Origin of the sequence: Hominibacterium faecale (genome assembly GCF_020734085.1) — a bacterium.
Taxonomy (GTDB): Bacteria; Bacillota; Clostridia; order Peptostreptococcales; family Anaerovoracaceae; genus Hominibacterium; species Hominibacterium faecale.
Window position 1 is genome coordinate 118,606 of sequence record NZ_JAJAGH010000008.1, and the last position, 26,059, is coordinate 144,664.

A 26,059-nucleotide genomic window follows, 5' to 3' on the forward strand; every position below is an offset into this window, starting at 1 on the left:
TTAAGCCTGTATAATAAAGTATGCATCTACAAAAAAGGAGGTTTTTATGATTGAAGTGAAAAAAGAAGATCTGGATCAAATTGCACCGATGTTCAGCGGAATAGAAGATTCTATGGTCATTGCTTGCCTGCAGGGATATATGGGAAAAGCGTATCTAGCATCATGGACAAATCCTAAAGCCGCACTAATCATCAGCGGTGAATACAGCTTTTTTGGAGGAAATCCCAACTCGGAGGACGCCGCCTATCTAGTTCGGCATTTTTTTCGGGTTTGCCAAGCGCAGAGCAGTGTGGCTATCTTCGATGATGATCAGCCGGGCTGGGAGACGCTCTTGCTGGCCTGCGATGTCAATCACCCTGAACCGGTAGCCCGGTATGGAATCGTACAAAAGGATTATATTTTTGATTTGACAAAGCTTCAGCGCTATGCGGATTCCTTGCCGCCGGGATTCTCTCTGATACCCTTTGATGAAAACCTGTATGCGCAGGCTATGGCGGAACCCTGGTCCCGGGAATTTTGTGAGACCTTTTCATCTGCCAAAGATTTCCTGGAACGCGGGCTTGGATTTGCCGCGGTTGATAAAGGGAAATTGGTTTCGGCAGCATCTACCATGACGGTATACGATGGAGGCGCGGAGATCCAGGTGGCAACCCGGGAAAATTATCGGAGAAAAGGGCTGGCACTTTGCTGCGCGGCTGCTTTAGTCAAAGAATGTTCCCTGAGAGGAATACGCCCTTGCTGGGATGCTGCAAATCTGGCCTCGAAAAAAATGGCATTGAAGCTGGGCTATGAATATAGAGGAGAATACACGACCATCCACATGCACAGATCATGAAACATGTGTGCATGTTACCGGTAAAAAAAGCAAGATACCGTCCAGGTACTTGCTTTTTTTATGCAGGACGTTAAAATAACCAAAGAAAGCGGATTGGAGGTGTTTTCTTGAAGATCAAAATAGAGCAAACCGAGACCCTCTGCGAAACAGAAGTGATTGTTCGCTGCGGCAGCAAGCACGATGAGGCGACAAAGACGCTGCTGCGGCAGTTGGAGATGCTTGCCGGCGCAGCGGTGGGATATAAGAGCGGAACGGCCCACAAGGTGGCGCTGCAGGATATCTTTTACATCGAAAGTGTGGACGAAAAGACTTTTTTCTATCTGGAAGGGGATGTCTATGAGACCCCGCGGAAATTATATGAATGGGAAAAAGAGCTGCAAGATACTTCCTTTGTCCGCATCAGCAAATCGACCATTCTCAATACGGATAAGCTGTGCTCCGTGCGGCCGATGCTCAGCGGAAGGCTGGAAGCTTCTTTGGAAAACGGCGAAAAACAAGTAGTCAATCGCCACTATGTGAGCGGTTTTCGCAAGAAATTTGGAATTTGAAAGGGGTGGTTTTATGGATAAAGTAACGGTAAAAAATTGCGTGCTGATCGATTGCATATCGTTTACCACAGTGATGGTCATTCTGTCCTGCCTGTCCTTTGACGCGGATCTGATGACGGATTTTACAAATGTGTTTGCGCTGGAAGTGTTCGGCTGCACTACGATGATCAGCATCTTGATCTTTTTCACTTCCAGGATCCGGTTCCGGTCGGTTCTCGCCATAGAGTTTACAAAGCTGCTGGATGTGGCAGTCTGCGTGCTGGGTCTGGGAGGAGGGCTATTCGGCTGGTTCCCATGGGAAGGAAAATACATCTTGGAAGTCTGTCTGGTGTTTGTGGCGGTTTTCCTTGTCACCTCGGCTCTATTGCTCTGGCACACCAGTAGTACCGCCAATAAAATTAACAAGAAGATCAAGGAGAGAGAAAATGAAGCACATCATTGAAGTGGAAAATTTACGAAAGGCATATGGAGCTGTGGAAGCAGTCAAAGGCATCAGCTTTTATGCGGAAACGGGCAGGCTTTTTGCTTTCCTGGGACCCAACGGGGCGGGCAAAAGTACGACCATCGATATGATCTGTACCTTTCTCAAGCCGGACAGCGGCAGCGTCCTGGTAAATGGGCATACGCTGGGCAAAGAAGATGACGCCATCCGCAGATCCATCGGCGTGGTTTTTCAGGACAGCCTGCTGGACCGACGTCTGTCGGTGAGAGAAAATATGGTTTGCCGTGGCGCGTTATACGGCCTAAAAGGCAGAACGCTGGATCAGGCGGTGGATCGCGCTATGACTTCCGTGGGAGTGAACGAATATGCAAAACGTCCTTACGGCAAATTATCCGGAGGCCAGCGCCGCCGCTGCGATATTGCCAGAGCGCTGATTAACACACCAAGAATTTTGTTTCTGGACGAACCCACCACAGGTCTCGATCCTCAGACCAGAAAAGTGGTATGGGAAACCATACGAACGTTGCAAAGAGACAGCGGCATGACTGTCTTTCTAACGACCCATTACATGGAAGAGGCTTCAGGAGCGGATTATGTGATTGTCATCGATGATGGTGAAATCGCAGCCAAAGGAACGCCCTCACAGCTTTGCGACGCCTATGCGTCCGACCGGCTCAAATTGGTCTGCGGCGACCCGGAGGCTGTCTCCGGGATTCTGAGCGGCCTGAATCTGGAGCATACGAAGCGCCCCGGGCAGTTGGAAGTCAAACTGAAAAAGACAGTGGATGCGCTGCCGATTTTGGAAAAATGCCGTTCTTACATCGAAAGCTTTGAAGTGACGGCCGGGTCAATGGACGATGCTTTTATTGGGATCACCGGAAAGGAACTAAGAGAATGATAACTTTTACTAAGAGAAATTTGCTCGTATTTTTTCGGGATCGGACAGCTGTTTTCTTTTCACTGCTGTCTTCCCTGATTATCGTAGGTTTGTACGTGTTATTTTTAGGTGATACATGGGCGTCTGATTTTGAAGGCTTTGCCCATGTAAAACAGCTGATGGATAACTGGGTGATGGCTGGGCTGCTTTCTGTGACTACTGTCACCACGACCATGGGCGCTTTCGGCATCATGGTGGGAGATCGGGCGGAGAAGATCAGCAAGGATTTTTATGTTTCTCCCACCCACCGCAGAGACCTGGCCCTTGGATATGTGCTGAGCGCGGCCATTGTCGGCTTTGCTCTTTCAATTGTAACCTTGATTGCCGCAGAGATCTATATTGGGGCCCGGGGCGGAGAGCTGCTGAGTACTTCAGCATTATGCAAGCTGCTGCTGCTGATTCTGGCTGCCGATTTAGCCAACACAGCTATGATCTTTTTCATAACTTCCTTCTTTGAAAGTAATAACGCCTTTTCCACCGCCAGCACAATCATTGGGACCTTGATCGGTTTTGTTACCGGTATCTATCTGCCCATCGGCGTGCTACCGGACGGGGTGCAGTGGATCGTTAGGCTGTTCCCCACATCCCATGCGGCTGCGCTGATGCGGCAGACGATGATGGAAGCGCCTATGGCCCAGAGCTTTGAAGGCGTGCCGGTTTCCCAGACCCAGCAGGTGGAAGAGATGCTGGGCGTTCATTTCTGGTTCGGCGAAAAGGAACTGACCGGCGGCATGAATCTGCTGGTTTTGTTCGGTTTTGGAATCCTGTTTTTCGCACTGGCGGCAGCCAATCTTTCGCGGAAAAAACGGGTGTGAGGTGCTCGCGGAATTGCCTTTAAATCAACCAGGCCGGAACATACCAGTTTTTCTTATCAATGGGGATGATATCCGATGGCAGGCAAATGACCAGACCTGTTCCGATTTCCGTCTTTAAATGGGAAGTCCCTTTGAAGACATCGTCTTTTTCCGGTTCTTTTTCAATCGGTTTGAGAACAGAAAAATGCTTTGTCGCTCCTTTTGGCGCGGAGGCTTTCTTTATTTCAATCGGATTTACGATCCCATTCTGATATAGGATCAAGTCGATTTCTTTTTGGTTACTATCGCGGTAAAAATACAATGGCGGCTTCTTTCCTGCGTTCAAGTAACTTTTATAGATTTCACCTACGACCCAGGTTTCAAAAATTTGTCCGCTCATAGCACCCTTTTCCAGTACCTCCGGAGAATTCCACCCTGTCAGGTAAGCGCACAGTCCCGTATCTAAAAAATACATCCGAGGAGCTTTGATGACACGGTTCAGGGCGTTATTGAAATATGGCTGCACGAAAAGCACCAGCCCGGAAGAAACCAGGATCGACAACCATTGCTTTGCGGTCGGCGCAGAAATATCCACTTCATTCGCCAGAGCCTCATAATTTACGTTGGTTGCGGTCCGCGCAGCTACTGCTCTCAGAAAGCGGAAAAAATTCATTTCATCGGCGACCTGGGATAAATCCCGGATATCTCTGCTTATATAAGTCTGCAAATAAGATTCAAAATAATGTTCCCTGTTCACCGATTCGTTTTCATAAAGTCTCGGCATAGAGCCTTTGTATATCCGCTCGAAAACTTCCATCAGGCTCATGGAGTTTCCATGGTCAAGCCGTTTGATCAGCGAGGGAATATCAGCATCAAAGGCAGCATAACGCCTGCCGTTGATCTCGCTATTTGAAAGGCCTTCCATTTCCAGGATGCCCACTCTTCCTGCCAGGGATTCCGTCACATTTTTCATCATGCGGAAGGTCTGGGAACCGGTCAGCCAAAAATCGCCGCAGTTTTTATTGGCGTCCACATACATCTTAATATACGGAAACAGTTCCGGGGCATATTGGACCTCATCAATGAGAACGGGCGGCTCATACCTCTGCAAAAACATGGCCGGGTCTTCTATGGCCGCCTGCCTTATGGACGGATCATCCAATGAGACAATGCGGCGTTCCCTTTCCGCCATTTTTTTCAATAAGGTTGTTTTTCCAACTTGGCGCGGACCGGTCAAAAGTAATACAGGAAAAGTCTCACTCACATTTCTGACCGCATCTTCGATTGTTCTTTCAAAAAATTTATTCTCCATGTGTTTTTTACCCCTTATTTATGCAAATCTAAAATATAAATTTATTTTAACATAAAACGCGTAAATCGTCAAACGAACCCGCCGGGCATGAACTTATAATTTTTTCGCTACGACGAAAAAATTTCACGATATTCAACCGCTCGGCAACGCCGTATCCCAATGGTTAGAATAGTATCATTGTAAGCTAGAGGGAGCAAAGCGGCCGGTTTGAGGGATATGGGCCTCTTTGCGTAAAAAGTAAAAAAGATAGACGAAATTTACCCTGTTTTCAACGATTGAGCCATCTCAAATTCGCCTTGAAGCAGGGTTTTCCGTTTTCTGGCCTTTTTGGAAAGATCAGTCTCCGCAAACCCACGGAATTGCGTAAAAAACGAAAATTCTTATAAAAATTTTCCGGCTTCTTTTACCTTGCGGCAACGCCGCGCTCCGATGGTTAGAATACTATACGATGCGAGCCACGTCGAGCATCATTCAACATAATGAACCCCTCGGCGAAGCCGTACCAATTGGTCAATATGTTATACCTTGCAAGCTACGTCGCAGCAAGATATAGGTGCGGCAAAGAATGATCGGTGGTATAATAAAATAAAATATGTTAAAAAGGGAGAAAGTCCTGTGAAATTAAAAAGACTGCGGGATCATCCAAAGCTCCTGGAGCAGGCGGCTGCCTGGTTTGCGAGCAAATGGGAAGTCCCGGTCGAAGCCTATAAGGAAAGTATGGAGCTGTGCATCCGGCAGCAGCAAGGGATTCCCCAGTGGTATGTTGTGCTGGATGAAAAGCAGGGAATTATCGCCGGCGCGGGTGTCATTGAAAATGATTTCCATGAAAGGAGAGACTTGACGCCCAACCTGTGCGCGCTTTTTGTTGAAGAGAATTACCGCTGCCAAGGAATCGCCAGGTCAATTTTGGATTTCCTCCGAAAGGACCTTGGGGAGATGGGAGTTTCAAAGGTCTATTTGATTACGGATCATATGGAATTCTATGAACGATGCGGGTGGGAATTTCTGACGATGGTTCGCTGCGAGGAAGGCGAGCTGATACGCATGTATGAGGCGGACTGCTGCGGATGGGACGTATCGCTGGCATAAAAGGATGAGAGAAAGCTGGTGAAAATATGAAACGCGAACAGATATTTGCATATATAAGAGAAACTTATGGAACAGAACCGGACTACCCATGGGCCAAATCGCCGGAGTATGCGGTGCTCCGCCACAGGAACAGCCGAAAATGGTACGGCCTGGTTATGAATCTGCCTGCCGATGCGCTGGGCATTGAGAAGGCTGGGAATGTGGAGGTCATAAACTTAAAATGCGATCCTTTTCTAATTGGCACCTTACGCAGTCAGGAGGGATTTTTTCCGGCTTACCATATGAACAAAGAACATTGGATCACCGTGCTGCTTGCCGGGCCGGTTTCAGAGGGTGAAATTTTTGATCTCATTGATCTAAGTTACGATTTGACGAGGTATGGGAAGAAATGAAATCCATATATCGAAACGAGATCGCCAGGAAAGCGGTGCTGGACCTATACGACGCCCAGCTGCAGGAGCTGAATCGCTCTTATAAAGACCTGTATGTCGAGACATCCTTTGGAAAAACCCATTTAATTGAAACGGGTGATTTTTCCGCAAAGCCGCTGCTGCTTTTTCACGGGGGCAATGCGACAACTGCATACAATCTGAAATACTGCCAATTTCTGCTGGACAACTTTCATATTTACGCAGTGGACACCATCGGCCATCCAGGCAAAAGCGCAGAAACCTGTCTGTCCCCAGCAAACCAGGATTACGGCAGATGGGCCAGCCAAGTGATCACCCAGCTCGGGTTTGAGAAAATTGCCTGCTTTGGCGGTTCTTTTGGAGCAGGAGTACTGGTAAAGACCATGTGCGTTTCTCCGGAAAAAGTTGAGCGAAGCGCGCTGGTGGTACCTTCTGCCATTAAGAATGCTCCGGCCTATAAAAGCATGAGCATGCTGCTGCCGATGATTCTGTATTGGATCACCCATAAAGAAGAGTGGTTTATCAAATGTCTGTTGCCCATGGCCGTTACCAGAGAAAACATTTCCGACGATATCCTGGCGACTGCCCGCTGCAGCATCGATAATGCTAAGATTAAAACCGGCATGCCAAAAGACGAAAGTGAGGAGCACCTGAAAAGATTTAAAAATCCGGTATTGATTATGGCGGCGGAGAAGGATTGTTTGTTTCCGGGAAACCAGGTGATCCGCCAGGCGAAGAAGGTCTGGAAGCAGTGCCAGACCTATTTGCTGGCTGGAAGAGGGCACATTCATGAATTAACAGATGAAGAAAAAAATCAGATCTTAAAGTTTTTATTGAGTTAAGGCGCCAAAAAGATATAGAAGGGAGCAAACAAAATGAACACCCAGGAAATCATAACCAAGCTGCAGGAGCTGGCTTCGGAAAAGCACAAGGCCAATGTGGTAAAGCTGGGAATTCCGGAGGAAAACAGCATCGGCGTTTCGACGGGAGATATCCGCAAGCTGGCGAAATCCATAGAAAAATCCAATGAACTGGCCCGTGAGCTATGGGAAACCGGTTATCATGAGGCAAAGCTTTTAGCCGCGCTCCTCTTTGATAAAAAGAAAACCACCATGGAAGAGGTGAAAGCTTTGATGCAGGATGTGATCTCCTGGGATCTCTGCGATCATCTGTGCAAGAACTTAATCATCAGAATAAAGGGATATGAGAGCTTGATTCCGGAGTGGGCAGAATCAGAGATGACATACGAAAAGCGGGCCGCCTTTACCTTGATTGCTTCTGCGGCTATTCACGAAAAGAAGCTCAGCGAGGACGTGCTGGATAACTACTTGCAGCTAATTAGGGAGCATTCCGCCGATGAACGGGATCATGTAAAAAAAGCGGTCTCGTGGGCACTGAGAGAAATTGGAAAGCGAGATTTTGATTACAACGAAAAAGCGCTGCTGCTGGCCCACGAATTAAAAGAAAGCGGCGGTAAAGCGCAGGTCTGGATCGGGAAAGACGCGCTGAAGGAACTGGAAAACTTAGTGAAAGTAGAGGGGCGCAGCAGGCTGATTTCCTCCAAGTCACAGATGGGGAAAACCAGCCGCAGCTGATGCCGTAAGGAAAAGGGGATATTATCAGGTCCGGGCGGCGTATTCATAGAGAAAGTAGGACATACGGACCTCCCGTCCTTTAATGGTGTACGCGGCATCCTGCCGGCCGCGCCGTTTCATGCCCTGATGCTCATAAAACTGGTAATTGCAGCTGGTGTCGGTGAACAAATAGAATTCATGGAGTTTTTCCTCTTCCATGTAGGCAAGTAAGGATTGGAATAACTGCCTTCCGACTCCTTTTCCACGATGGGTTTCATCTACGGCAAAAAAAGCGACTTCTCCAGGGTAGGCTTTGCCAGTGCTGTCTAACAATGCTTGATCGATCTGGGTTACATTTTTAAAGAGCTTGCTGGCTTTGCGGCCTTCTTTGCACAGCATCAGCGAAACGATGGAAAACAGCCAGCGTACCTTCTGCGGCAGCGGACATTTGCAGGCAGCCGTATTTTTGCCCATAATAATCCCCACAGGAACATGGTCGATGAGGGCGACCCGGGTGAACGTCTGCTGGATCAGACAGCTGTTCAAATAAACCCTCGCTAGCTTTGCCGCTGCCTTGGGGCCGCAAAATTCTTCGTAATTCCAGGTTTTACTGATGATTTTCTCCAGGGCTTTGCGATCCTGATTTTGAAATTCTCTTAAAAGAACAGAATTTGACATGTTTTGATTTCCTCCTGTATATTTAACTTAAAGCTTAGGAAGCATAAAAAGCGGCCGCCGTATGCTGTAAAACCAGAATAATCCATACAGCTACTGTACGGTCAAGAGGGAAATGAAAAAATGTCAAATCAAAAAAATACGTTGTTTACAATCGGCCAGTTCGCCGACCTGCATCAGATCAATAAAAAAACGCTCATGTGGTACGATGAAGTGGGTATTTTCAAGCCTGCGGTTATCAAGGAAAACGGTTACCGCTGCTACACCTACGATCAGAGTACTACGCTAGAAACCATTCTCATGCTGCGCAAGCTGGACGTCTCGATTCCAGAGATCAGGGAATTCATCAATGCCCGTTCGGCTGCTGCGCTGCGGGATCTTTTCGCGGAAAAAATTGCCGAGCTGGATCAGACCATTGCCCATATGAAGGCTATGCGAAAAACTTTGACGGACCGGCAAGAAACCATGTCCCGGCTGGTGGATCTGGATTTGTCTGAGATCAGCATCATTGAAAAGAAAGCCTCCTGTCTGGCGGTTGTTCATATGGAGAAAGGAACACCTTTAGAAGCGGAGATTAAACGGGTAATCGAGGAAGCAAAAAAATATTCCTTCCAGCGTCTCCATGATGCTCAGTATGGTTCGATGATCGAGGTTGAAAAGCTCTACCAGGGAAACTTCGACGATTACTTTGCCTTTTTCATCAATCTGCCGGATCCTGGAACTGGAAAAGGGCTTCATGTTCAGCCGAAAGGGCGGTATCTGAAAGCTTTCTGTAAAGGCAGCTGGGAGAAGCTGCCTGTCCGATATCAGGAAATCCTTCAATATGCAAAGGACCACGGATTGACCCTGCGCGGCTATGCTTATGAACGAGGTATCAACGAGATCGTTATTGATACCATCGATGACTATATTACGCAAATTGAAATCCCTATAATGGAATAAACCTTGTCAATTAAAGAAAGGAGCCGTTTCATGAAGGAAGAAGAAAAAATCTTTGGCGGATGGATGTTCGATCCCCGTAAAAAAGAACTGAAAGACCTCAAACATAAAGCTCATCAGGCGTGCAAGCGCTACAATGAGATGGATGAATACGATTCTGACCGAGCTGCCATCATTAAAGAAATCATTGGCAATATCGGAGACACTTACTATTTTCAGGGCCCGATCCAGATCAACTATGGATGCCATACCTTTATTGGAGAAAATTTCTTTGCCAACTTCAACTTGACCATTATGGATGATGCCCGTATTTACATCGGCGACAATGTGTGCTTTGGTCCCAATGTTTCGCTGATGGCCACCAACCATCCTCTGATCGCGGATGAGCGGATGGGAATTGATGAAAACGGGAATACCACCATGGCGGAATACGCGGAAGACATCCATATCGGAAACAACGTATGGATTGCCTGTAACACAGTGGTCATCGGCGGCGTACATATCGGCGACCATGTGGTCATTGGCGCGGGAAGCGTGGTGACAAAGGATATTCCGGACCATTATCTGGCCTACGGAAATCCTTGCAGACCGATACGCCCGATTACAGAAAAAGACAGCAAGGCCCATCTCTTTCTGCCTGAGGATAGGCCGTCAAAATGATGGTGACGGCCGTTGGCAAAAGAATCGATTGCCGCTATAAGGAGCTATAGAAATGGAGGATGTTATGAACGTTTGCATTTTAATGGGCAGCCCGCGAAAGCATGGCAATACTGCCGCCCTGCTCAAGCCATTTATGGAAGAGCTTGATGCCTGCGGGTATGAGAGTGAGGTGATCCGGCTTTACGATCTGGAGATCAAACCCTGCATCGCCTGTAGAAACTGCCAGCAAGACTGGTCCGGCTTTAACTGTTCCTTTGATGACGACGGCCAGCAGGTGGCCCAAAAACTATTGGCATGCGATATGATCGTTCTGGCCACACCGGTTTATTCCTGGTATTGCACGCCGCCGATGAAAGCGCTTTTGGATCGGATGGTATACGGGCTGAATAAGTATTACGGCGATAAGAAGGGCCCTTCTCTTTGGAAGGGGAAACGGGTCGCCCTCATTACCACTTGCGGTTACCCGCCGGAAAAAGGCGCGGATCTTTTGGAGGAAGGCATCAAACGCTATTGCAAACACTCCCAGCTCATCTATAAAGGGATGCTGGCGGAACGCCATATGGGCTATGAGACGGTGTTCATGGATGAAGGAAAAGAACGGCGTGCAAGAGAATTTGCTGCCAGATTATGTGTCGCCTTGGATCAGGAATAAAGATTGCGATAGGTTTTTCTTATTCTGGCGCTAGAACCGCCATATAAAAAGCATAAGAGGAGGATTTGAACATGGAGTTTATCCCGGTTCTTTCTAAGGATGCGGAACAAATACAAGCTTTATCTCGCCTGGCGGTCAGGATCGTCAGAGATTACTTTACCCCGATCATCGGTGAAACGCAGAACGAGTACATGATTGAAAAATTTCAATCTCCATCTTCAATAAGCAGGCAGATCGAGGAAGGCGCCAATTACTATTTTGTAAGGAAGGACAATCGGAACATCGGATTTCTTGCTTTTTATCCCCGTGATGGTAGGATGTATCTGAGTAAATTTTATCTGGACAAAGCAGAACGAGGCAAGGGTCATGCCAGCGGCATGATGGACTTCCTCGTTGACGAGACTTTGAAATGTGGATATTCCTCCATCCTCCTCAATGTCAATCGGAACAATCCGGCGATCGCAGCTTATGAGCATATGGGATTCAGAAAAGCAGGGGAAGAAAAAACACACATTGGCCGCGGGTTTATCATGGATGATTATGTCATGCAGTTTGATCTGAACCAAGAAAGGCCGGGAAGGCCAGACAGTGGAAGGAAAACTGGTCTGCGCTGTGAGCCAATTGCCGCAGAACATCTGGGCGGACTGACTGCCCTGTGGACGGACGAGGCATTGATTCGCTATACCAATATCAAAGCGCCGTGCAGTCCAAAGGAAGGGGAACAAAGGTTGGCTGTCTTTTTGGACAATCAGAAAGATTTGACCTGCCCGACGATTTTTACACTCTTCTATGCCGATGAAATTTGCGGTATGGCAGGGTGTCCGTTGATTCGGAAAAACGAGTTCGGCTTTTTCTATCAGATTAATCGCTGCTTTTGGAATAAAGGAATCGGCGGTAAGAGCGCGGGCTGGATGATCGCCTATATGCGGGCCAATTATCCCGGCTCAACGATCTATGGGGATGTGGTGACAGAAAACACAGCCAGCGTAAAAATTTTAGAAAAACTCGGATTCAAGTCATCCGTTGTACGAGAAAACGGATTTGAGCGGGGCGGCAAGACCTGGGATGTAGAGGATTTTTACCTGAAAATTTAGGAGTAAAAGCGTTGGAATTAGATGATGCTACCATTGGTAGCAGTATGGGTAAAGAGCGTAGCAGACATTTTAGGCGGATTTTGTTATCCTTTGCAAGAGGTGATAAGTATGACATTTGCAGAAAAACTAAAAAGCCTGAGGACAAAAAACGGATATTCTCAGGAAGAGCTGGCAGAGGCGCTCAATGTTTCGCGGCAGGCGATCACAAAATGGGAGAGCGGTAAAGGGCTGCCGGATATTCAAAATTTAATCGCCATTTCCGATCTTTTTGATGTAACGCTGGATTCCCTGATGAGGGAGGAAGAGGAACTGGAGATGTCTGACGAGAGCAGCTGTTGGATTACAGCTTCTGCCGGAATAACAGTCGGCCTGTTGATGAGCTGGTTCTTGCAGGATTCCCTGGATGTTAAAATTATGGGAGCATGGGGACTGGGCGGGGGCGTGATCGGTTATGCCGCAGGATATCTGGGGACATTGCTGAAAAAAAGATAGGCGTGGTTTGATCGGCGCTTATCAATCATTTGCAGTTAAGCAAAGGAAAGGACGGTGGTTTGGGTGAAACGCTGCATTGTTTTATCTGGAATAGTTGGCTTGATTCGATAGTTTAACAAGGAGGAAGGAAAATGACTATTCCAGAGAAAATGATTTATCCCCGCACTGGGGATCACGAAACCGTTTATTTGAAAAATGTGATTACAAACCCCAATATCTTAGTGGGAGATTATACCATGTATAACGATTTTGTCAATGATCCGAGGCTGTTTGAACAAAACAACGTACTGTATCATTACCCAATCAACCATGACCGGCTGGTCATTGGCAAATTCTGTTCAATAGCTTGTGGTGCAAAGTTTCTTTTTACCAGCGCCAATCATACTATGTCGTCACTATCCACATATCCATTCCCGCTGTTCTTTGAAGAGTGGAACCTGGATCGTAAAGATGTGACAACTGCCTGGGATCGCAAAGGCGATATTGTAGTTGGAAATGATGTTTGGATCGGCTATGAGGCTGCGGTGTTATCCGGCATTACCATAGGAAACGGAGCCATTATCGGAACCCGGTCGCTGGTAACCAGGGATGTGCCGCCCTATACCATTGTAGGAGGAGTGCCGGCAAAACCGATTCGAAAACGGTTCGACGATAAAACGATCGCTTCTTTGACCGCCGCCAAATGGTGGGACTGGCCGAAAGAAAAAATTGCCCGAAATCTCGATGCGGTTCAATCCGGCTGCATTGAACAATTGAGGTGATCAGAGGGCGAAAGCTGCCGTTTTGTGTTATCTGCCTCAGACTGGACCTGGTTCGCTATAAAAGGCAGCAAAGCGGAGCGGTCATCGGATTGAAAAGTGAGTGCCGAGAAACCCGGATTAAGGTTTTTTTGCTAATTTCTATTCGAAATTAGCTGTTTTGAGGGCAATGTCCATATAAAAATGGAAAAATCTTTATGTTCGGTAGATTGAACAGGATTAATTTGCTGTGAAAGATGAGATTGAAATTGGAAAGTTTGCGCTAACTCGTCCTGTGACTTCTGCTATTTATTAAAAATTGGAAGAAATAGGCCGGGGAAAGCCAAATTTATATGGACATTGCTGCAAAAACCAGGCATTTCGAATAGATTTAGAAATTATTTACATTTTAGCTGCCTGGTTTTCTATTTGTATATAGCAGGGCTGCTGCTTTTTCTAGTCGGGATCAAATTCCGAGTCATTCCTGTAAATTTCTGAGAAAGTACGGAATCTTTACGTAGAGTTGCGGGGCCTCATTTTATAGAAAAGGAGCAAGATCTGTCCACCATCCCTTTTGAATTTTGCTTGACCAATAGGTAGAAGTTTGATATATTATTGAATGAACCATTCAATAATAATGACAGAGGTGGGATATGAAAAACCGGATGGATGTGATTTATCAGGCAGCCAGCCATTTGTTTATTAATAAAGGATATGCACGAACCCAAATGAAGGATATTGCCAAGGAGATCGGCTTATCCACAGGCATGCTCTATGTTTATTTTGCTGGAAAAGAAGATTTGCTTCATTTCGTTCTGAAAGGAACCATCGACCCGGCCTTCATAAACAGAGAGTTTGAATTGCCGGTCGACCCGGGAATCTTTGATTCCCTAGAAGAAGAAATCATGGAGGTATTTGAAAACAATACAAAGGAATTCGCGTCCCATCTGAACCACTTGGAGGATTATCCTTTTGAACAAATGCTTTCCCATGCGTTTGACATTATTTCCAGATACGGAACCGGATGCTTGATGATCGAAAAAAATCCCGACACATTGAAAAAGCTGGCCGGTTACTATAAAGCGTATCGCAGACAATTTTTCGATCAAATGCTGGCGTATGTGAACGGCTATATGGAACAGGGAATGTTCCGCAAAGTGGAGCAGCCGGTTTATTGCGTCCGCCTGATCATAGAAACTTTGTGCTGGTGGGGGATGCACATCATGAACGACGCGTTTGAGCTGGAGCAGGATCTGCCGGTGGAGACTGCGAAAAAGGTCTGCCTGGATAACTTGATCCATGCGTACAAGCAGTAAAGGATCGAGCAATGATGCATACGGATAATGGATGACCGAATCTGAACGGAGCGATTGATGCTCCGTTAAAAAATATAAAGAAATTGAATGAACGGTTCAGTCAAGAAATAAGGAGGAATACATCGATGAAAAAGAAAGTATTATCAGGGTTACTGGGGGCGGCTGTGCTGGCGGTCCTGCTATGGGGATGCGGAGAAGGGGATTCAGCGCCTTCCCTTGTCAATACGATGAGGTTTGACGCAGATCGGTTTCAAAAGATTGAATTGGATTATGATGCGGACGATATCCGTCTGTTTGCAGGTGAACAAGAGCAAGTGGTGGTCAAGGAATATTTGAGCAGAGATAAAGAGAAATATTATGGCCAAAGGCTGGAGACAGAAAGAAGTCTATTGGTTTCGGAGGGAAAGCGTCCGCTCTTATCGGATTTTGATTCTTATATTGAACTCTACATACCAAAGAACTATCGAGGGAATCTTTCGCTCCATTCCACCAGCGGGACTATCGAAACTGGGCCTGTGACATTAATGGGAAATTTGAAACTAGATACGACGAGCGGTTTGATCCGGGCATCCGATCTTGCTGCAAATTCCATACGGATAGCTACGACAAAAGGAGAAATTAGAGGTTCGGGCCTTACATCAGAAACGGTGACTGTCGTCAGCACCAATGGTCCGGTGAAGCTGACAAGATTGGAAACTTCTCTCTTTGTTACGGAAACCACTGGAGCGGATACAGTCATTAAAGATGTGTCTGGGAAGGGGGATTGCAGAACCAAGAACGGAGATCTTACTATCGAAGGATTAAAGGGAGGCGGAACCTTTGTGGTTTCCGGAGATGGTTCAGCCGAAGTGAATGTGATGGAAGTAAGAGAGGATGTTAATGTCACCACCAAAAACGGAAAGCTGGAAATCGGCTTGCCGGAGGGGCTGAGCTGCAAATTTTCTGCCTCAGCAAAAAACGGAAAGATCACTACGCCTTTTGATGGCAGCTTGGCGGTGGAAGAAAGGAATACTGCAGGTATCATAGGACGTTCTGCCAAATTTTCCATTAGTCTATCCAGTAAAAATGGTGATATAATGGTCAAATAGAATACGAGGAGGAATAACATGGAATTAAAAAAAATTGACAAAGACTTTTCCGTATGTAAAATTAAGGACTTATCCCAAGTGAACTTAAAGGATGAATTCTACTTTATCGGCAGGACCGATGAGGAACTGTCGCTGGTCTGTGAAACAGGCAGCGCTCCGGCTGGTACGCTGGAAAGGGAAGACGGCTGGAAAGCGTTCCGCATTCAGGGTGTTTTGGATTTTTCACTGATTGGAATTCTGTCAAAGATATCGGGAATTTTGGCGGATAACCAGATTGGGATTTTCGTAGTGTCCACATATAACACTGACTATGTGCTGGTAAAGGAAGGAAACTTTGAACAAGCGCTCCGCATACTGGAAAAGGAAGGTTATGAGATCGCTGATTAATCAAACAAGCCATACAGCTGTCATGTTTGATGCGGTATGATCGTGTAAAACAACAGCAGGAGGATGAATCATGCACCAGGTAAAGGCAAAAGGAATTCTTTCAGCAAAGAACGGCATCAATCTGTACCGCGGCTGTTCCCATGGCTGTATTTATTGTGACTCCAGGAGCAAATGCTATCATATGCCCCATGCATTCACAGACATCGAAGTGAAGTCCAACGCAGTGGAGCTTTTGGAAGATGCACTGAAACGCAAACGGAAAAAATGCATGATCGCCACCGGAGCGATGACCGATCCGTATATCCCTTTAGAGATGGAACTTGAGCATACGAGAGCATGCCTGAAACTGATTGAGCGGTACGGATTCGGCGCTGTACTCCATACCAAGTCTGATCGTATCCTTCGTGATCTGGACCTGATTTGCCGAATTAATCGAAAGACCAAATGTGTAGTGCAAACGACTCTTACCACTTACGACGACGCATTGTGTAAAATCGTGGAACCCAACGTCGCTGCCACGGGGCAGCGTCTTGCGATGCTGAGAACCATGAGGGATAATGGCATTCCAACGATCGTCTGGGTCAGCCCCATCCTTCCCTATATCAACGATACGGAGGAGAACCTTCAAGGACTCTTAGAAGGCTGTATAGAAGCCGGAGTGCATGGAATTATCTGCTTTGGAATGGGCCTTACTTTGCGGGAAGGAAACCGGGAATATTTTTACCAACAGCTGGACCGCTATTTTCCGGGACTAAAACAGAAGTATATTGAAGAATACGGAAATGCTTATCAAGTGAACAGTCCCAAAAACCAGGATTTAATGAGGCTGCTGAAAACGACTTGCAAGAAACATGGGATCCTCTGCGATATAAATGAAATCTTCAAGTATTTGGCAGAATTTAAAGATAAGGAAGAGGCCCGCCAGCTTAGCTTTTTTCCGAATACAGAAAGAATAGAATGAACAAAGAGGCTATGGACACTTTTCGCGTCCCAGCCTCTTTTAATGATTATCCTAAAATTCGGGCCAAATCCTCTTCCGGTGAAGATGTCTTGCGGATTTGAAAGTTATCCACCAAATAGGAGAGTACATTGGGCGAGATGAACGCTGGCAATGTAGGTCCCAGATAGATGTTTTTGATCCCCAAAGATAGTAGTGTCAGCAGAATGCATACCGCCTTTTGCTCGAACCAGGACAGCACCAAGGTCAGCGGAAGATCATTGACACCGCATTCAAAGGCATCGGCAAGGGCTAACGCCACCTTGACAGCACCGTAGGCGTCGTTGCACTGGCCCATATCCATGATGCGGGGCAGTCCGCCGATTGCGCCCAGGTCCAAATCATTAAAACGATATTTTCCACAGGCCAGGGTCAAAACAACCGAATCAGATGGCGTCTTTTTTACAAAGTCGGTATAATAGTTCCTTCCCGGGCGGGCTCCGTCGCAGCCGCCGACGAGGAAGAAATGGCGGATATCGCCCGACTTAACGGCCGAGATGACCTGATCGGCCGCTGCCAGGATCGTTCCATGTCCAAAACCGGTCGTAACCTGGCTGCCTCCGTTGATTCCGGTAAACTGCTGAGTCTGTGCATATCCGCCCAACTCCAATGCCTTTTCGATGACAGGTGTAAAATCTTTGCCCTCGCCGATATGGGTCAGTTGGGGATAAGCCACCACTTCGGTGGTGAACACCCGGTCCTGATAACTCTTTTTCGGCGGCATCAGGCAATTGGTCGTAAAGAGGATCGGAGCCGGAACGCCGTCAAATTCTTTCTGCTGATTCTGCCAGGCAGTTCCAAAATTGCCTTTCAGATGGGCATATTTTTTCAACTGGGGATAAGCGTGGGCAGGCAGCATTTCGCTATGGGTGTAGATGCTTAATCCTTTTCCTTCTGTTTGTATAAGCAACCGTTCCAGATCCTTCAGATCATGGCCGCTGATAATGATAAACGGTCCAGGCTCCACAGCAAGGGAAACGGTAGTCGGAGCGGGCGTTCCATATGCGCAGGTGTTGGCTTTATCCAAAAGCTCCATGCACTTCAAATTGACCTCACCAGTTTCCATAACAACTGGGAGCAGCTGCTCCATAGTCCAATCTTCACCAACGGCAAAGAGCCCTTTATAAAAGAATTGGTTAACCGTATCATCGCTGTAGCCTAAAGCCAGGGCATGGTAAGCGTATGCGGCCATGCCGCGCAGCCCGAACAGAATCAGGGACTTGAGGGAGCGGATATCCTCATCAGCGTTCCATAAAAGATTCATGTCGTAATCATCGTTGCGGATACAAGGGCTGCCGCAATCGCTGCATTGGGGGATCAGGGCCGCCTTCTGGCGATGGACGGCTTCAATTTGATCCCTGAGGGCATCTTCGGAAAAGTTTACATTGGTGACCGTGACAAAGAGCCCTTCGATCATCGCTTTGTGCGCAGCCGGGCCGGGCTGATTTCCGTCAGAGGCCCTGGCAAGGCCGATCAGCGCTCCTGTCAATTCATCCTGCAAATTAGAAATCTTGGCGTTTTTGCCGCAGACACCCGCTGCCCCTGTGCAGCCGCTGCATCCGGCCGTCTGTTCACATTGATAACAAAACATTTGATTCATTTTCTGGTCCTCCTCGTTTATCGATCTAAAATGTTGCCGTCTGTGGAAATGGTTACTACCTGCCACGGCAGGAATTTGCCGCTGGCCTGCAATGCGCTTTTCACTGCCGCTTCGATGCCGCCGCAGCAGGGAACTTCCATGCGGACAACGGTAACGCTTTTGATATCGTTATGACGGATAATCTCCGTTAACTTTTCCGTATAGTCCACATCGTCCAGCTTGGGGCAGCCCACCAGTGTAATCTTGCCCTTCATAAACTCCTGGTGAAAATTCCCATAAGCGTAGGCCGTACAATCGGCAGCGATCAGCAGACTAGCATCTTGAAAATAGGGAGCCTGTACCGGGACAAGTTTGATCTGAACCGGCCACTGATTCAGCTGGTTTTGTGCGAGTGCAGACGGCATTTCGGCGCGGCTGGATTCTGTCTGGGCCCGGTCGATTGTTTGGGAATTGGTACCTGGACAGCCGCAGGGAAGGGGCTGCTGGGACGGATTCTTTTTATTTTCCTGAACCGCCTTTTCGTCATAAGCCGCAGCTTCCCTTTCCACAAAAGTGATTGCTCCTGTGGGACACGTGGGCAGGCAGTCGCCCAGGCCATCGCAATAGTCGTCGCGCAGGAGTTTGGCTTTACCATCGACCATGCCGATCGCGCCTTCGTGGCAAGCCTCGGCGCATAAACCGCAGCCATTGCATTTTTCTTCATTAATTTCAATAATTTTTCTTATCATAACTTGATCCTCCAATCAGATTTGCTTGATTTGATATACTCATTTTAAAAGAATGGGCGCCATAAGTATGTTGTAAATACAACGAAACAAAAACTTTTTTTAAAAGTTATGCCCATAATTTGGTAAAATGTTTGGATACTGCGTAACTTTTTTTGGGGGCTCTAAAAACTGTGGATAAGTAATTTGGCGAAATGGTATAAAACGTTGAAATTTAAGGTGTTGCAAATTTGTAATTATCCACAGCAAACACGGGATAAAATTGTATACGATTTTTAAAATCTTGTGGATAAACCCTCCGGCCCTGGAAAAAAGCCACTTGGGGATGTTGAAAAGTGTCGAGGTCAAAAATGGAACTAATTGTGCTAAACCCAGGCAGGGCGAATATGTTAGTAGTAGCTATTTGCAAACAAGGGGGTTTTTTGTGTGAAAAAAAGGATTATCAGCGGATGCCTGGTGCTGGCTCTGCTAATAGGGGGCTTTATGGGGATCGATCGATTCCGCCCCGAAGAAAGGAGCATTTCCATTGTAAATGCGAAAGTAGAACCTTCGCAGAAAGAGACCGGACTTAAAGTGGACGCCAAAGCAGCCGTACTCATGGATGCTACCAGCGGCGAAGTGTTATTCGCTCAAAATGCGCATAAAAGGCTTCCGCCGGCGTCGGTGACGAAAGTTATGACCATGCTGCTGATTTTGGAAGCCTGCGAGTCGGGGAAGATCAACCTGAGCGATACGGTCACGATCTCAGAGCGGGCTGCCGCCATGGGAGGCAGCCAGATGTATATGGAACCGGGTGAACAGCATACGGTTGAGGAATTGCTCATGGGCGTGGCCATGGCCAGCGCCAACGACGGAGCGGTGGCTCTGGCTGAGCATCTTGCCGGCAGCGTGGAAATGTTTGTCGAGCGAATGAACAAACGGGCGGCGGAACTGGATATGAAAGACACGAATTTTGTCAATACCAACGGACTTCCGGTGTCAAATCATTACACCAGCGCATATGATATAGCAATCATGTCAAAAGCCCTGATCCGCTTCCCCGAAACCCAAAAGTGGTTCACCAAATGGCAGGCGACCATTAAAGTAGGCCTGCCGGGTAAGGAAAAGGATTTTGGGCTTACGAATACCAACCGGCTTATTAAGATTTATCCCGGCGCCATTGGTATTAAAACCGGTTTTACCCAGGATGCGGGATACTGTCTGTCGGGTGCGGCGGAGCGGAACGGGACCCGATTGATTGGCGTGATTTTGGGTGCATCTACTTCGAAAGTACGGTTTGCAGAAATTAGTAAGATGTTTGACTACGGATTTTCCAATTTTGAAAGCGTCAAAGTAGCCAAAAAAGGCCAGGTTCAAAAGGCGCTCAAACTGGAAAAAGGAACCCCGTCAAAAATCGATGTGGTTATGGAAGACGATGTGGCGGTTCTGGTGAAAAAGGGAAAAAAGAATAGCATCAAAACAAAAGTGGAAATGAAAGGATATGTGCCGCTGCCGCTGAAAAGAGGTCAGCAGCTGGGAGAACTGGTCGTATATCAGGATGGCGTGGAAAAAGAACGATTCCCCATTGTAGCGGCAGAGAGTGCAAAGAAGGCGTCTATAAAGGATCTTTACATACAAATGATGAAAAAGATCATATAGTATAGACAGGAGGTCCTTTTTTTGCACAGACCTGAAACAAAGTTAGAATATATATTCACATTTTCTTCTTTTTACAAGGCGATGTATGCACGAGATAAACTGATGGAACGGGGAATTGGCTCAGAGGTGAGACGCGTACCCACCCAGCTTTTGCGATCCTGCGGCCAGGCACTGTATATTACAGGGCACGACCTGCAGAAGGTGATTGCTGCACTTACAGAATGTCAGATCGATATGAAAGGAATCTTCCATGTGGAATACATGGAGGGAAAGCCCGAATACCGAAGAATCCAATAAACGAAAAAAGACTGTTATGGTAAAGAAACCTAGCAGTCTTTTTTTATTTCAATTTACTGTAAAAAAATTGTCGAATCATTGACTTTTCAGGAACAATAAGGTAAACTCTAGTAAGTAAAAGTCGAATATGGGGGGAATTTTTTTCAACAGGAGTAAAAGATTATGTCAACAAAGATTAACAGCAAATGCATTGCGGTCGTAACAGCTCTGTTTATGATAATGACTGTTTTTGCAATCCTGCCAGCGGCAGGGAAGGCAGATGTGTACGGCGCAACGAAAAAAGGAACTATCAAAAATGGCCCATTGAACGTGCGCAGCAATGCCGGAACAAAGTATAAAAAATTGGGAACCATTGCCAAGGGGAAAACCATAACCATCAAAGGAACGAAAAAAGATAAGAATGGGACCAAGTGGTACAAGTTCAAGTTTAAATCCAAAAATGGATATGTATGTGCAAAATATGTAACCGTGAAATCCACTTCCAAGAATTCTTCTTCTGCAGGCAAACTGAAAACGTATTCACCGTCAAAGAAGGGAACGATTAAGAGCGGTCCTTTGAATGTGCGAAGCAACGCCGGGACCAAATATAAGAAAATTGGAACGGTAAAGAAAAAAGCATCTGTAACCATTACCGGCGAAAAGAAGGGTACGGATAAGGCTAAATGGTACAGAATTAAATTTGGCTCTAAAACAGGTTATGTTCATTCCAAGTACGTGACTGTGAAAAAGGCAGCTTCGTCGTCTTCAAAGAATAAAGAGACAGCCTTGAACAAAAAGGCTAAAATAAAAAACGGACCGCTCAATGTTAGAAGCGGAGCAGGGACTAATTACTCCAAGATCGGCTCGGTGGCAAAAGGAAAGTCGATCACCGTTCTTTCCAAGGTAACCAATTCTTCCGGGGAAGTATGGTATAAATTCAATTATACGTCATCCAAGAAGGGCTATGTGCTCTCCAGTTATGTCACCTTGACGGATACCGCCGGTTCGCAGGCGCCGTCCGGCAGCGGTTCCAACCTGAGCGATGCCCAGTTTGAGACCTGGATGACCAGCGAAGGATTCCCGGACAGCTATAAAACTAAACTGAGAACCCTGCACAAAGCCCATCCCCAGTGGATTTTCAAGGCTCAGAAAACGGGACTTACCTGGTCGAGTATGTTGTCAAAGGAAATGAAGATCGGAATTAATCTGGTTGAGCCGACTTCGCCCGATTCCTGGAAATCCAAAGCAGCCGGAGCCTATAACAGCTCTACTGGAAAATATACGACCTTTGACGGCAGATGGAACGCGGCATCCGAAAAGATTGTTGCCCATTATATGGATCCTAGAAATTTCCTGACGGAAAGCTCAATCTATCAATTTATGGACCATAAATTCGATTCGGCGTCGCAGAACAAGAACACCATCAAGAGCATGGTATCCAGAAGCAGTTGCTTTATGAATACCACCAGCTACATCAATTATCTGTACAATGCGGGTGTCAATTCTAAAGTAAACCCCAATGTGATCACAGCTATGGTCATTATGGAGCAGGGCTGGAGAGGCGGCAGCGGCCTGATATCAGGAAATTATTCCGGGTATAAGGGTTACTACAATCATTTTAATATCGGAGCTTATACAGCCAACGGCATGAATGCGACTCAGCGCGGCTTGTGGTGGGCCAAGGGCGCGGGCACCGGCGCTACCAGCTATGGCAGACCATGGAATACCATAGAAAAATCCCTGTCCGGCGGCGCCAGCTATTATTCGAGCAACTATCTGACGAATAATCAGTATACATATTATACGAAGAAGTTTAATGTAATGAACGGGTTGAACAATGTGGCTTCCCATCAGTATATGACCAATACTTCCGGCGCTGAGAGCGAAGGAAAGATTCTCAAGTACGCATATGAAGCCAGCGACAACTATCCAATCGTATTCCATATTCCGGTTTATAACAGCATGCCGTCAAGTCCATGCGCAAAACCGTGATAAATGGTAAGGCAGAGGAGAAGAAATGAAAAAGACATTCAGAATATGGACAGCAGTCATGGTATTGTTTGCCCTTCTGGTTCCCAGTACGGTCTTTGCCGCCAGTTCCAGCGTTTCCATTTCCGGAGGTTCCGCTCAGGTGGGAAAAACGCTGACAGTTACGGTGACCTACAAAGGCAGCTCTCTGGGGTATGTAAATGGGCACTTAACGTACGATAACAGCAAGCTGGAGTACGTGTCCGGCGGCAGCAGCCAGGGCGACGCTGGCCTTGTGGAACTTAAGTCCTACGCCGGCGATGCCAGCGGAAAGATATCCTTTAATGTGAAATTTAAGGCAAAGGCTTCCGGCAATGTGAAGCTCAGTTTGGAAACTTTAGAAACTCAGAATTTAGACGGCGACCAGTCACTGGGCAATCCGTCGGCGGACAGCACGGTAAAAATAACAGGCGCTAAGGCTACGACGGAAGCTACGAAAGAGAGCACGACGGAAGAAACGACTGCAGCGGAAACGACCCAGCCGACTTCATCAGCAGCTGCAGATGAGTCCACCATGGACCAGGCACAGCAAAAAGACAGCGAAGGATCAGGCATCAATTACCCGCTGCTGATCGCAATAGCGGCAGTCATCATCATCTTGATCGGTTTGATTGTTTGGAAATTGAAACGTAGAAAATAAATGATACACAAAAAAGAGCCTGTTGTGGCTCTTTTTTGGTGCTTCTAAAGTAACGTTAAGAATTGTGATTCTCTTGGCAGATGGGAAACTCCAGCAAAAGAGAAAAGCCCCCATAAGTACTGCGGCCAATGGTTACACTGCCATGATGGGCGGCGGCGATTTGTTTGACGATTAAAAGACCCAGGCCATGGCGCTGCCGGGATATCTGATCGTTGCAGACCATGTAATGGGGGCTGCTGTTCAATTCTTCAATCTGAGCGTTGCTGACGCCGATCCCGTCATCCTCCATCAGGATTGCGCACTGACCGTCTTTTTCCGATAAGGTGATATAGATTCCACAGCCGCCATCGTTGTGGTTGATGCTGTTTTGTATGATATTGGAAAACGCCCGACGCAGAAGGTCTTTATCGCCCAAAACAAAACAGGCATTCATTTCTTCTGAGCCATTCCAGCTAATGGGATATTTGTCCTCGATATCCATATTCATAAAATCTGCTGATACTTGCCGGGTCAGAGCAGCCATGTTGACTGGGGCCATTTTTAGCGGCTGCATGTTGTATTCCAGTTTGGATGCCAGGTTCAGATCGGACACCAGATTCCTTATCTTCTCACTCTGATGGCGAATCGCAGATGCTTTGCGGCGTACAGGCTCTTCCAGCGCCTGGTCCTCTTCCAACTGACCGGCATACCCCATGACCATGGACAGCGGCGTACGGATATCGTGGGATACCCCGGCGATCCAGTTCGCCCGCGCCGTTTCCTTTTTTCGAATCTGCCGTTTTTGCATATTCAAGGTTTCCGAGACCCGATTGATGGATGCTGCCAGCTGTGATAAAAGCCCTTTCTCTTTTACATAGACGTTTCCGCCTTCAGGAAGGGCCTCGATACCACAAAGAATCGGTTTCACTGAACGGAAGATTCCTGTGGCGGCAACCATGTAGATGAGAAAAATGGCAGCCAGATTACAGATGGTGAACACCAATAAGTGGCGGGGCAGACTGGCAATGGTCTGGTAATCAAAGGTGTTATGCATCAATTTCCAATAGGCGGTTTTGGGGTGACCCAGGATCAGCAAATCCTTACCGTGGCCGCTGGTAGTAGTGGGGTAATCGCAGATATATCCTCTTACTGCCCTGGCGATGTCTGCAGCAGAATATGCAAGGGGAACCTCCTGGGGAAGATTGCTGCTATGCCAGACGACCTTCCCGGTGCGATCATCGATGAGAATGGCCCATGCCTGATACTCATCCAAAGTAGCTGCCCCCTTTTCAGAAAGTCGGTAGCTGCCGCGGTCATCCTTTAGTAAGGACTGGGAAATGGTTTCCGCCGCTTTCCAGCCGCCCTGGTTTCCGGCCTGATGATAGGACAGATAGAAAAAAAGCACCACATTGAAGATAAACAGCAGGCAGATGGACAGAAAAAGAATTACGATAAATCTGCGGATCAATTTCATTGCGCTGCTCATTGCTTGTCCTCCACAATTAATTTGTATCCCAAACCTTTGACTGTAACCAGGGATTTGGGTTTTGACGGATTGTCTTCAATCTTTTCCCGTATACGCCGTATATGGGCCATCAGAGAATTTTCATAGCCGTACGGATTGCTACCCCAGGCTGCTTCACATAGCGTGTCGATGGTAACGATTTTTCCTGCCCCCTGGCAGAGTGCAAAGAGCAGATCATGCTCTTTGGCTGTCAGGGATATATGTTCGCCGTTTTTGATGACTTCCGCCTTGCTGAAATCGATTTTGCAGGCATGGAGCCGCACAAGCGGGCTCTCGTTTTTATAGCTTCTCCGCAGGATCGCATTGATCCGAAACAGCAATTCTTTTGGCAGAAATGGTTTGACAATATAATCGTCAGCGCCCAGCCCCAGCCCTTCCAGGCGATCCTCGTCTTCTCCCCGGGCAGAAAGAAATAAAATCGGATAGTCAGCCATTTTCTTCAATTCTTTCATTAGAAAAAAACCATCCCCATCGGGCAGCGTCACATCCAGGACTGCCAGTTGGGGCTCAACCAGTTCAGCCGTCTTTACAGCCTGGCAAACAGTCTGGGCCGTGTAGATGTGTGTGTAGCCGCCATCTTTAAGAATGGATGTGACTAAATCCAACAGTTCTTGCTCATCATCCACAAGCAAAATCGGTTTTCCCTTTAAAAAATCATCGTTCATGTTGA

General features: G+C 47.1%; 29 protein-coding genes. 23 read left to right on the forward strand and 6 right to left on the reverse strand.

Annotated features, from left to right (window positions below; all coding sequences use genetic code 11):
- Positions 1 to 46 precede the first annotated feature (46 nt).
- From LG211_RS11915 to LG211_RS11935, 5 genes are all read left to right on the forward strand, one after another.
- Entirely contained in the window at positions 47 to 835 is a 789-nt protein-coding gene (locus LG211_RS11915; protein ID WP_148395893.1) for a GNAT family N-acetyltransferase, read from the forward strand.
- A 107-nt stretch (positions 836 to 942) separates the two neighbouring features.
- On the forward strand, positions 943 to 1,383 hold the full coding sequence (locus LG211_RS11920; protein ID WP_227755348.1) for a LytTR family DNA-binding domain-containing protein: 441 nt from the start codon (positions 943 to 945) through the stop codon (positions 1,381 to 1,383).
- Positions 1,384 to 1,396: 13 nt separating this feature from the next.
- A complete protein-coding gene (locus tag LG211_RS11925) occupies positions 1,397 to 1,825 on the forward strand; it encodes a DUF3021 family protein (protein WP_227755347.1) in 429 nt (142 codons plus the stop codon).
- Positions 1,809 to 2,723, forward strand: a complete 915-nt coding sequence (locus tag LG211_RS11930) for an ABC transporter ATP-binding protein (RefSeq protein ID WP_148395890.1) — start codon at positions 1,809 to 1,811, stop codon at positions 2,721 to 2,723. The genes LG211_RS11925 and LG211_RS11930 overlap by 17 nt, the downstream gene beginning before the upstream one ends.
- The gene (locus LG211_RS11935) at positions 2,720 to 3,577 is read left to right on the forward strand and encodes an ABC transporter permease (protein WP_269477592.1); all 858 of its coding nucleotides are present in this window, start codon (positions 2,720 to 2,722) and stop codon (positions 3,575 to 3,577) included. The genes LG211_RS11930 and LG211_RS11935 overlap by 4 nt, the downstream gene beginning before the upstream one ends.
- Positions 3,578 to 3,596: 19 nt before the next feature.
- On the opposite strand, the gene LG211_RS11940 is transcribed toward LG211_RS11935, so the two are convergent.
- Positions 3,597 to 4,868 (reverse strand): ATP-binding protein, encoded by a 1,272-nt coding sequence (locus tag LG211_RS11940; RefSeq protein ID WP_269477593.1) that lies wholly within the window; start codon positions 4,866 to 4,868, stop codon positions 3,597 to 3,599.
- 615 nt (positions 4,869 to 5,483) lie between these two features.
- On the opposite strand from LG211_RS11940, the gene LG211_RS11945 reads away from it, so the two are divergent.
- Genes LG211_RS11945 through LG211_RS11960 form a run of 4 tightly spaced genes read left to right on the forward strand, consistent with a single transcriptional unit; the run spans position 5,484 to position 7,962 of the window.
- Positions 5,484 to 5,957 (forward strand): GNAT family N-acetyltransferase, encoded by a 474-nt coding sequence (locus LG211_RS11945; protein ID WP_269477594.1) that lies wholly within the window; start codon positions 5,484 to 5,486, stop codon positions 5,955 to 5,957.
- A gap of 26 nt (positions 5,958 to 5,983) precedes the next feature.
- Positions 5,984 to 6,349, forward strand: coding sequence for an MmcQ/YjbR family DNA-binding protein (locus LG211_RS11950; protein ID WP_269477595.1), 366 nt, complete (start codon positions 5,984 to 5,986; stop codon positions 6,347 to 6,349).
- The gene (locus LG211_RS11955) at positions 6,346 to 7,209 is read left to right on the forward strand and encodes an alpha/beta fold hydrolase (RefSeq protein WP_269477596.1); all 864 of its coding nucleotides are present in this window, start codon (positions 6,346 to 6,348) and stop codon (positions 7,207 to 7,209) included. The genes LG211_RS11950 and LG211_RS11955 overlap by 4 nt, the downstream gene beginning before the upstream one ends.
- Before the next feature lie 33 nt (positions 7,210 to 7,242).
- A complete protein-coding gene (locus tag LG211_RS11960; protein ID WP_148395884.1) occupies positions 7,243 to 7,962 on the forward strand; it encodes a DNA alkylation repair protein in 720 nt (239 codons plus the stop codon).
- A gap of 24 nt (positions 7,963 to 7,986) precedes the next feature.
- Here the strand turns inward: LG211_RS11960 and LG211_RS11965 are convergent, their stop codons facing one another.
- Positions 7,987 to 8,619 (reverse strand): GNAT family N-acetyltransferase, encoded by a 633-nt coding sequence (locus tag LG211_RS11965; RefSeq protein WP_227755342.1) that lies wholly within the window; start codon positions 8,617 to 8,619, stop codon positions 7,987 to 7,989.
- Positions 8,620 to 8,739: 120 nt separating this feature from the next.
- On the opposite strand from LG211_RS11965, the gene LG211_RS11970 reads away from it, so the two are divergent.
- The 10 genes from LG211_RS11970 to LG211_RS12015 all read left to right on the forward strand — a co-directional run bounded on the left by LG211_RS11970 (position 8,740) and on the right by LG211_RS12015 (position 16,942).
- Entirely contained in the window at positions 8,740 to 9,558 is an 819-nt protein-coding gene (locus LG211_RS11970; RefSeq protein WP_148395882.1) for a MerR family transcriptional regulator, read from the forward strand.
- A 30-nt stretch (positions 9,559 to 9,588) separates the two neighbouring features.
- Entirely contained in the window at positions 9,589 to 10,215 is a 627-nt protein-coding gene (locus LG211_RS11975) for a sugar O-acetyltransferase (protein ID WP_269477597.1), read from the forward strand.
- A 64-nt stretch (positions 10,216 to 10,279) separates the two neighbouring features.
- Positions 10,280 to 10,867 (forward strand): flavodoxin family protein, encoded by a 588-nt coding sequence (locus LG211_RS11980; RefSeq protein WP_269477598.1) that lies wholly within the window; start codon positions 10,280 to 10,282, stop codon positions 10,865 to 10,867.
- Positions 10,868 to 10,938: 71 nt separating this feature from the next.
- Complete coding sequence (locus LG211_RS11985; RefSeq protein WP_269477599.1) at positions 10,939 to 11,961, forward strand: GNAT family N-acetyltransferase; 1,023 nt, start codon at positions 10,939 to 10,941, stop codon at positions 11,959 to 11,961.
- A 108-nt stretch (positions 11,962 to 12,069) separates the two neighbouring features.
- Positions 12,070 to 12,453, forward strand: coding sequence for a helix-turn-helix domain-containing protein (locus tag LG211_RS11990; RefSeq protein WP_253019811.1), 384 nt, complete (start codon positions 12,070 to 12,072; stop codon positions 12,451 to 12,453).
- Between the two features lie 131 nt (positions 12,454 to 12,584).
- The gene (locus LG211_RS11995) at positions 12,585 to 13,214 is read left to right on the forward strand and encodes a CatB-related O-acetyltransferase (RefSeq protein WP_227755338.1); all 630 of its coding nucleotides are present in this window, start codon (positions 12,585 to 12,587) and stop codon (positions 13,212 to 13,214) included.
- A 629-nt stretch (positions 13,215 to 13,843) separates the two neighbouring features.
- The gene (locus LG211_RS12000; protein WP_148395876.1) at positions 13,844 to 14,506 is read left to right on the forward strand and encodes a TetR/AcrR family transcriptional regulator; all 663 of its coding nucleotides are present in this window, start codon (positions 13,844 to 13,846) and stop codon (positions 14,504 to 14,506) included.
- A gap of 125 nt (positions 14,507 to 14,631) precedes the next feature.
- Positions 14,632 to 15,594 carry a DUF4097 family beta strand repeat-containing protein gene (locus LG211_RS12005; RefSeq protein ID WP_269477600.1) on the forward strand — a complete coding sequence of 321 codons (963 nt, stop codon included), beginning with the start codon at positions 14,632 to 14,634 and terminating at the stop codon, positions 15,592 to 15,594.
- 18 nt (positions 15,595 to 15,612) lie between these two features.
- Positions 15,613 to 15,981, forward strand: coding sequence for an ACT domain-containing protein (locus tag LG211_RS12010; protein ID WP_227755337.1), 369 nt, complete (start codon positions 15,613 to 15,615; stop codon positions 15,979 to 15,981).
- Between the two features lie 70 nt (positions 15,982 to 16,051).
- Positions 16,052 to 16,942: an SPL family radical SAM protein gene (locus tag LG211_RS12015; RefSeq protein ID WP_269477601.1), complete on the forward strand. Its 891-nt coding sequence runs from the start codon at positions 16,052 to 16,054 to the stop codon at positions 16,940 to 16,942.
- A gap of 46 nt (positions 16,943 to 16,988) precedes the next feature.
- On the opposite strand, the gene hcp is transcribed toward LG211_RS12015, so the two are convergent.
- On the reverse strand, positions 16,989 to 18,578 hold the full coding sequence (gene hcp / locus LG211_RS12020; RefSeq protein WP_336246064.1) for a hydroxylamine reductase: 1,590 nt from the start codon (positions 18,576 to 18,578) through the stop codon (positions 16,989 to 16,991).
- Between the two features lie 17 nt (positions 18,579 to 18,595).
- Positions 18,596 to 19,306, reverse strand: a complete 711-nt coding sequence (locus LG211_RS12025) for a 4Fe-4S dicluster domain-containing protein (RefSeq protein WP_148395872.1) — start codon at positions 19,304 to 19,306, stop codon at positions 18,596 to 18,598.
- A 423-nt stretch (positions 19,307 to 19,729) separates the two neighbouring features.
- Here LG211_RS12025 and LG211_RS12030 point away from each other — a divergent pair, with 423 nt between their 5' ends.
- From LG211_RS12030 to LG211_RS12045, 4 genes are all read left to right on the forward strand, one after another.
- Positions 19,730 to 20,941: a D-alanyl-D-alanine carboxypeptidase family protein gene (locus tag LG211_RS12030; protein WP_148395871.1), complete on the forward strand. Its 1,212-nt coding sequence runs from the start codon at positions 19,730 to 19,732 to the stop codon at positions 20,939 to 20,941.
- A gap of 21 nt (positions 20,942 to 20,962) precedes the next feature.
- The gene (locus tag LG211_RS12035) at positions 20,963 to 21,238 is read left to right on the forward strand and encodes a putative Se/S carrier protein (RefSeq protein ID WP_269477602.1); all 276 of its coding nucleotides are present in this window, start codon (positions 20,963 to 20,965) and stop codon (positions 21,236 to 21,238) included.
- A 162-nt stretch (positions 21,239 to 21,400) separates the two neighbouring features.
- Positions 21,401 to 23,209 (forward strand): SH3 domain-containing protein, encoded by a 1,809-nt coding sequence (locus tag LG211_RS12040; protein ID WP_269477603.1) that lies wholly within the window; start codon positions 21,401 to 21,403, stop codon positions 23,207 to 23,209.
- A 25-nt stretch (positions 23,210 to 23,234) separates the two neighbouring features.
- On the forward strand, positions 23,235 to 23,885 hold the full coding sequence (locus LG211_RS12045) for a hypothetical protein (RefSeq protein WP_269477604.1): 651 nt from the start codon (positions 23,235 to 23,237) through the stop codon (positions 23,883 to 23,885).
- A gap of 55 nt (positions 23,886 to 23,940) precedes the next feature.
- Here the strand turns inward: LG211_RS12045 and LG211_RS12050 are convergent, their stop codons facing one another.
- A complete protein-coding gene (locus tag LG211_RS12050) occupies positions 23,941 to 25,350 on the reverse strand; it encodes a sensor histidine kinase (RefSeq protein ID WP_269477605.1) in 1,410 nt (469 codons plus the stop codon).
- Complete coding sequence (locus LG211_RS12055; RefSeq protein ID WP_148395866.1) at positions 25,347 to 26,054, reverse strand: response regulator transcription factor; 708 nt, start codon at positions 26,052 to 26,054, stop codon at positions 25,347 to 25,349. The genes LG211_RS12050 and LG211_RS12055 overlap by 4 nt, the downstream gene beginning before the upstream one ends.
- Between the last annotated feature and the right edge of the window lie 5 nt (positions 26,055 to 26,059).

Excerpts from the sequence above, each read along its gene's own strand:
- LG211_RS11955 (WP_269477596.1), top strand. The coding sequence starts at position 6,346 with ATGAAATCCATATATCGAAACGAGATCGCCAGGAAAGCGGTGCTGGAC.
- LG211_RS11960 (WP_148395884.1), top strand. The coding sequence starts at position 7,243 with ATGAACACCCAGGAAATCATAACCAAGCTGCAGGAGCTGGCTTCGGAA.
- LG211_RS11930 (WP_148395890.1), top strand. The coding sequence starts at position 1,809 with ATGAAGCACATCATTGAAGTGGAAAATTTACGAAAGGCATATGGAGCT.
- LG211_RS11970 (WP_148395882.1), top strand. The coding sequence starts at position 8,740 with ATGTCAAATCAAAAAAATACGTTGTTTACAATCGGCCAGTTCGCCGAC.
- LG211_RS12005 (WP_269477600.1), top strand. The coding sequence starts at position 14,632 with ATGAAAAAGAAAGTATTATCAGGGTTACTGGGGGCGGCTGTGCTGGCG.
- LG211_RS11975 (WP_269477597.1), top strand. The coding sequence starts at position 9,589 with ATGAAGGAAGAAGAAAAAATCTTTGGCGGATGGATGTTCGATCCCCGT.
- hcp (WP_336246064.1), bottom strand. The coding sequence starts at position 18,578 with ATGAATCAAATGTTTTGTTATCAATGTGAACAGACGGCCGGATGCAGC.
- LG211_RS11990 (WP_253019811.1), top strand. The coding sequence starts at position 12,070 with ATGACATTTGCAGAAAAACTAAAAAGCCTGAGGACAAAAAACGGATAT.
- LG211_RS11925 (WP_227755347.1), top strand. The coding sequence starts at position 1,397 with ATGGATAAAGTAACGGTAAAAAATTGCGTGCTGATCGATTGCATATCG.
- LG211_RS12000 (WP_148395876.1), top strand. The coding sequence starts at position 13,844 with ATGAAAAACCGGATGGATGTGATTTATCAGGCAGCCAGCCATTTGTTT.
- LG211_RS12025 (WP_148395872.1), bottom strand. The coding sequence starts at position 19,306 with ATGATAAGAAAAATTATTGAAATTAATGAAGAAAAATGCAATGGCTGC.
- LG211_RS11935 (WP_269477592.1), top strand. The coding sequence starts at position 2,720 with ATGATAACTTTTACTAAGAGAAATTTGCTCGTATTTTTTCGGGATCGG.
- LG211_RS12015 (WP_269477601.1), top strand. The coding sequence starts at position 16,052 with ATGCACCAGGTAAAGGCAAAAGGAATTCTTTCAGCAAAGAACGGCATC.
- LG211_RS12040 (WP_269477603.1), top strand. The coding sequence starts at position 21,401 with ATGTCAACAAAGATTAACAGCAAATGCATTGCGGTCGTAACAGCTCTG.
- LG211_RS11915 (WP_148395893.1), top strand. The coding sequence starts at position 47 with ATGATTGAAGTGAAAAAAGAAGATCTGGATCAAATTGCACCGATGTTC.
- LG211_RS11995 (WP_227755338.1), top strand. The coding sequence starts at position 12,585 with ATGACTATTCCAGAGAAAATGATTTATCCCCGCACTGGGGATCACGAA.
- LG211_RS12055 (WP_148395866.1), bottom strand. The coding sequence starts at position 26,054 with ATGAACGATGATTTTTTAAAGGGAAAACCGATTTTGCTTGTGGATGAT.
- LG211_RS12010 (WP_227755337.1), top strand. The coding sequence starts at position 15,613 with ATGGAATTAAAAAAAATTGACAAAGACTTTTCCGTATGTAAAATTAAG.
- LG211_RS11965 (WP_227755342.1), bottom strand. The coding sequence starts at position 8,619 with ATGTCAAATTCTGTTCTTTTAAGAGAATTTCAAAATCAGGATCGCAAA.
- LG211_RS11985 (WP_269477599.1), top strand. The coding sequence starts at position 10,939 with ATGGAGTTTATCCCGGTTCTTTCTAAGGATGCGGAACAAATACAAGCT.
- LG211_RS12050 (WP_269477605.1), bottom strand. The coding sequence starts at position 25,350 with ATGAGCAGCGCAATGAAATTGATCCGCAGATTTATCGTAATTCTTTTT.
- LG211_RS12045 (WP_269477604.1), top strand. The coding sequence starts at position 23,235 with ATGAAAAAGACATTCAGAATATGGACAGCAGTCATGGTATTGTTTGCC.
- LG211_RS11980 (WP_269477598.1), top strand. The coding sequence starts at position 10,280 with ATGAACGTTTGCATTTTAATGGGCAGCCCGCGAAAGCATGGCAATACT.
- LG211_RS11940 (WP_269477593.1), bottom strand. The coding sequence starts at position 4,868 with ATGGAGAATAAATTTTTTGAAAGAACAATCGAAGATGCGGTCAGAAAT.
- LG211_RS11950 (WP_269477595.1), top strand. The coding sequence starts at position 5,984 with ATGAAACGCGAACAGATATTTGCATATATAAGAGAAACTTATGGAACA.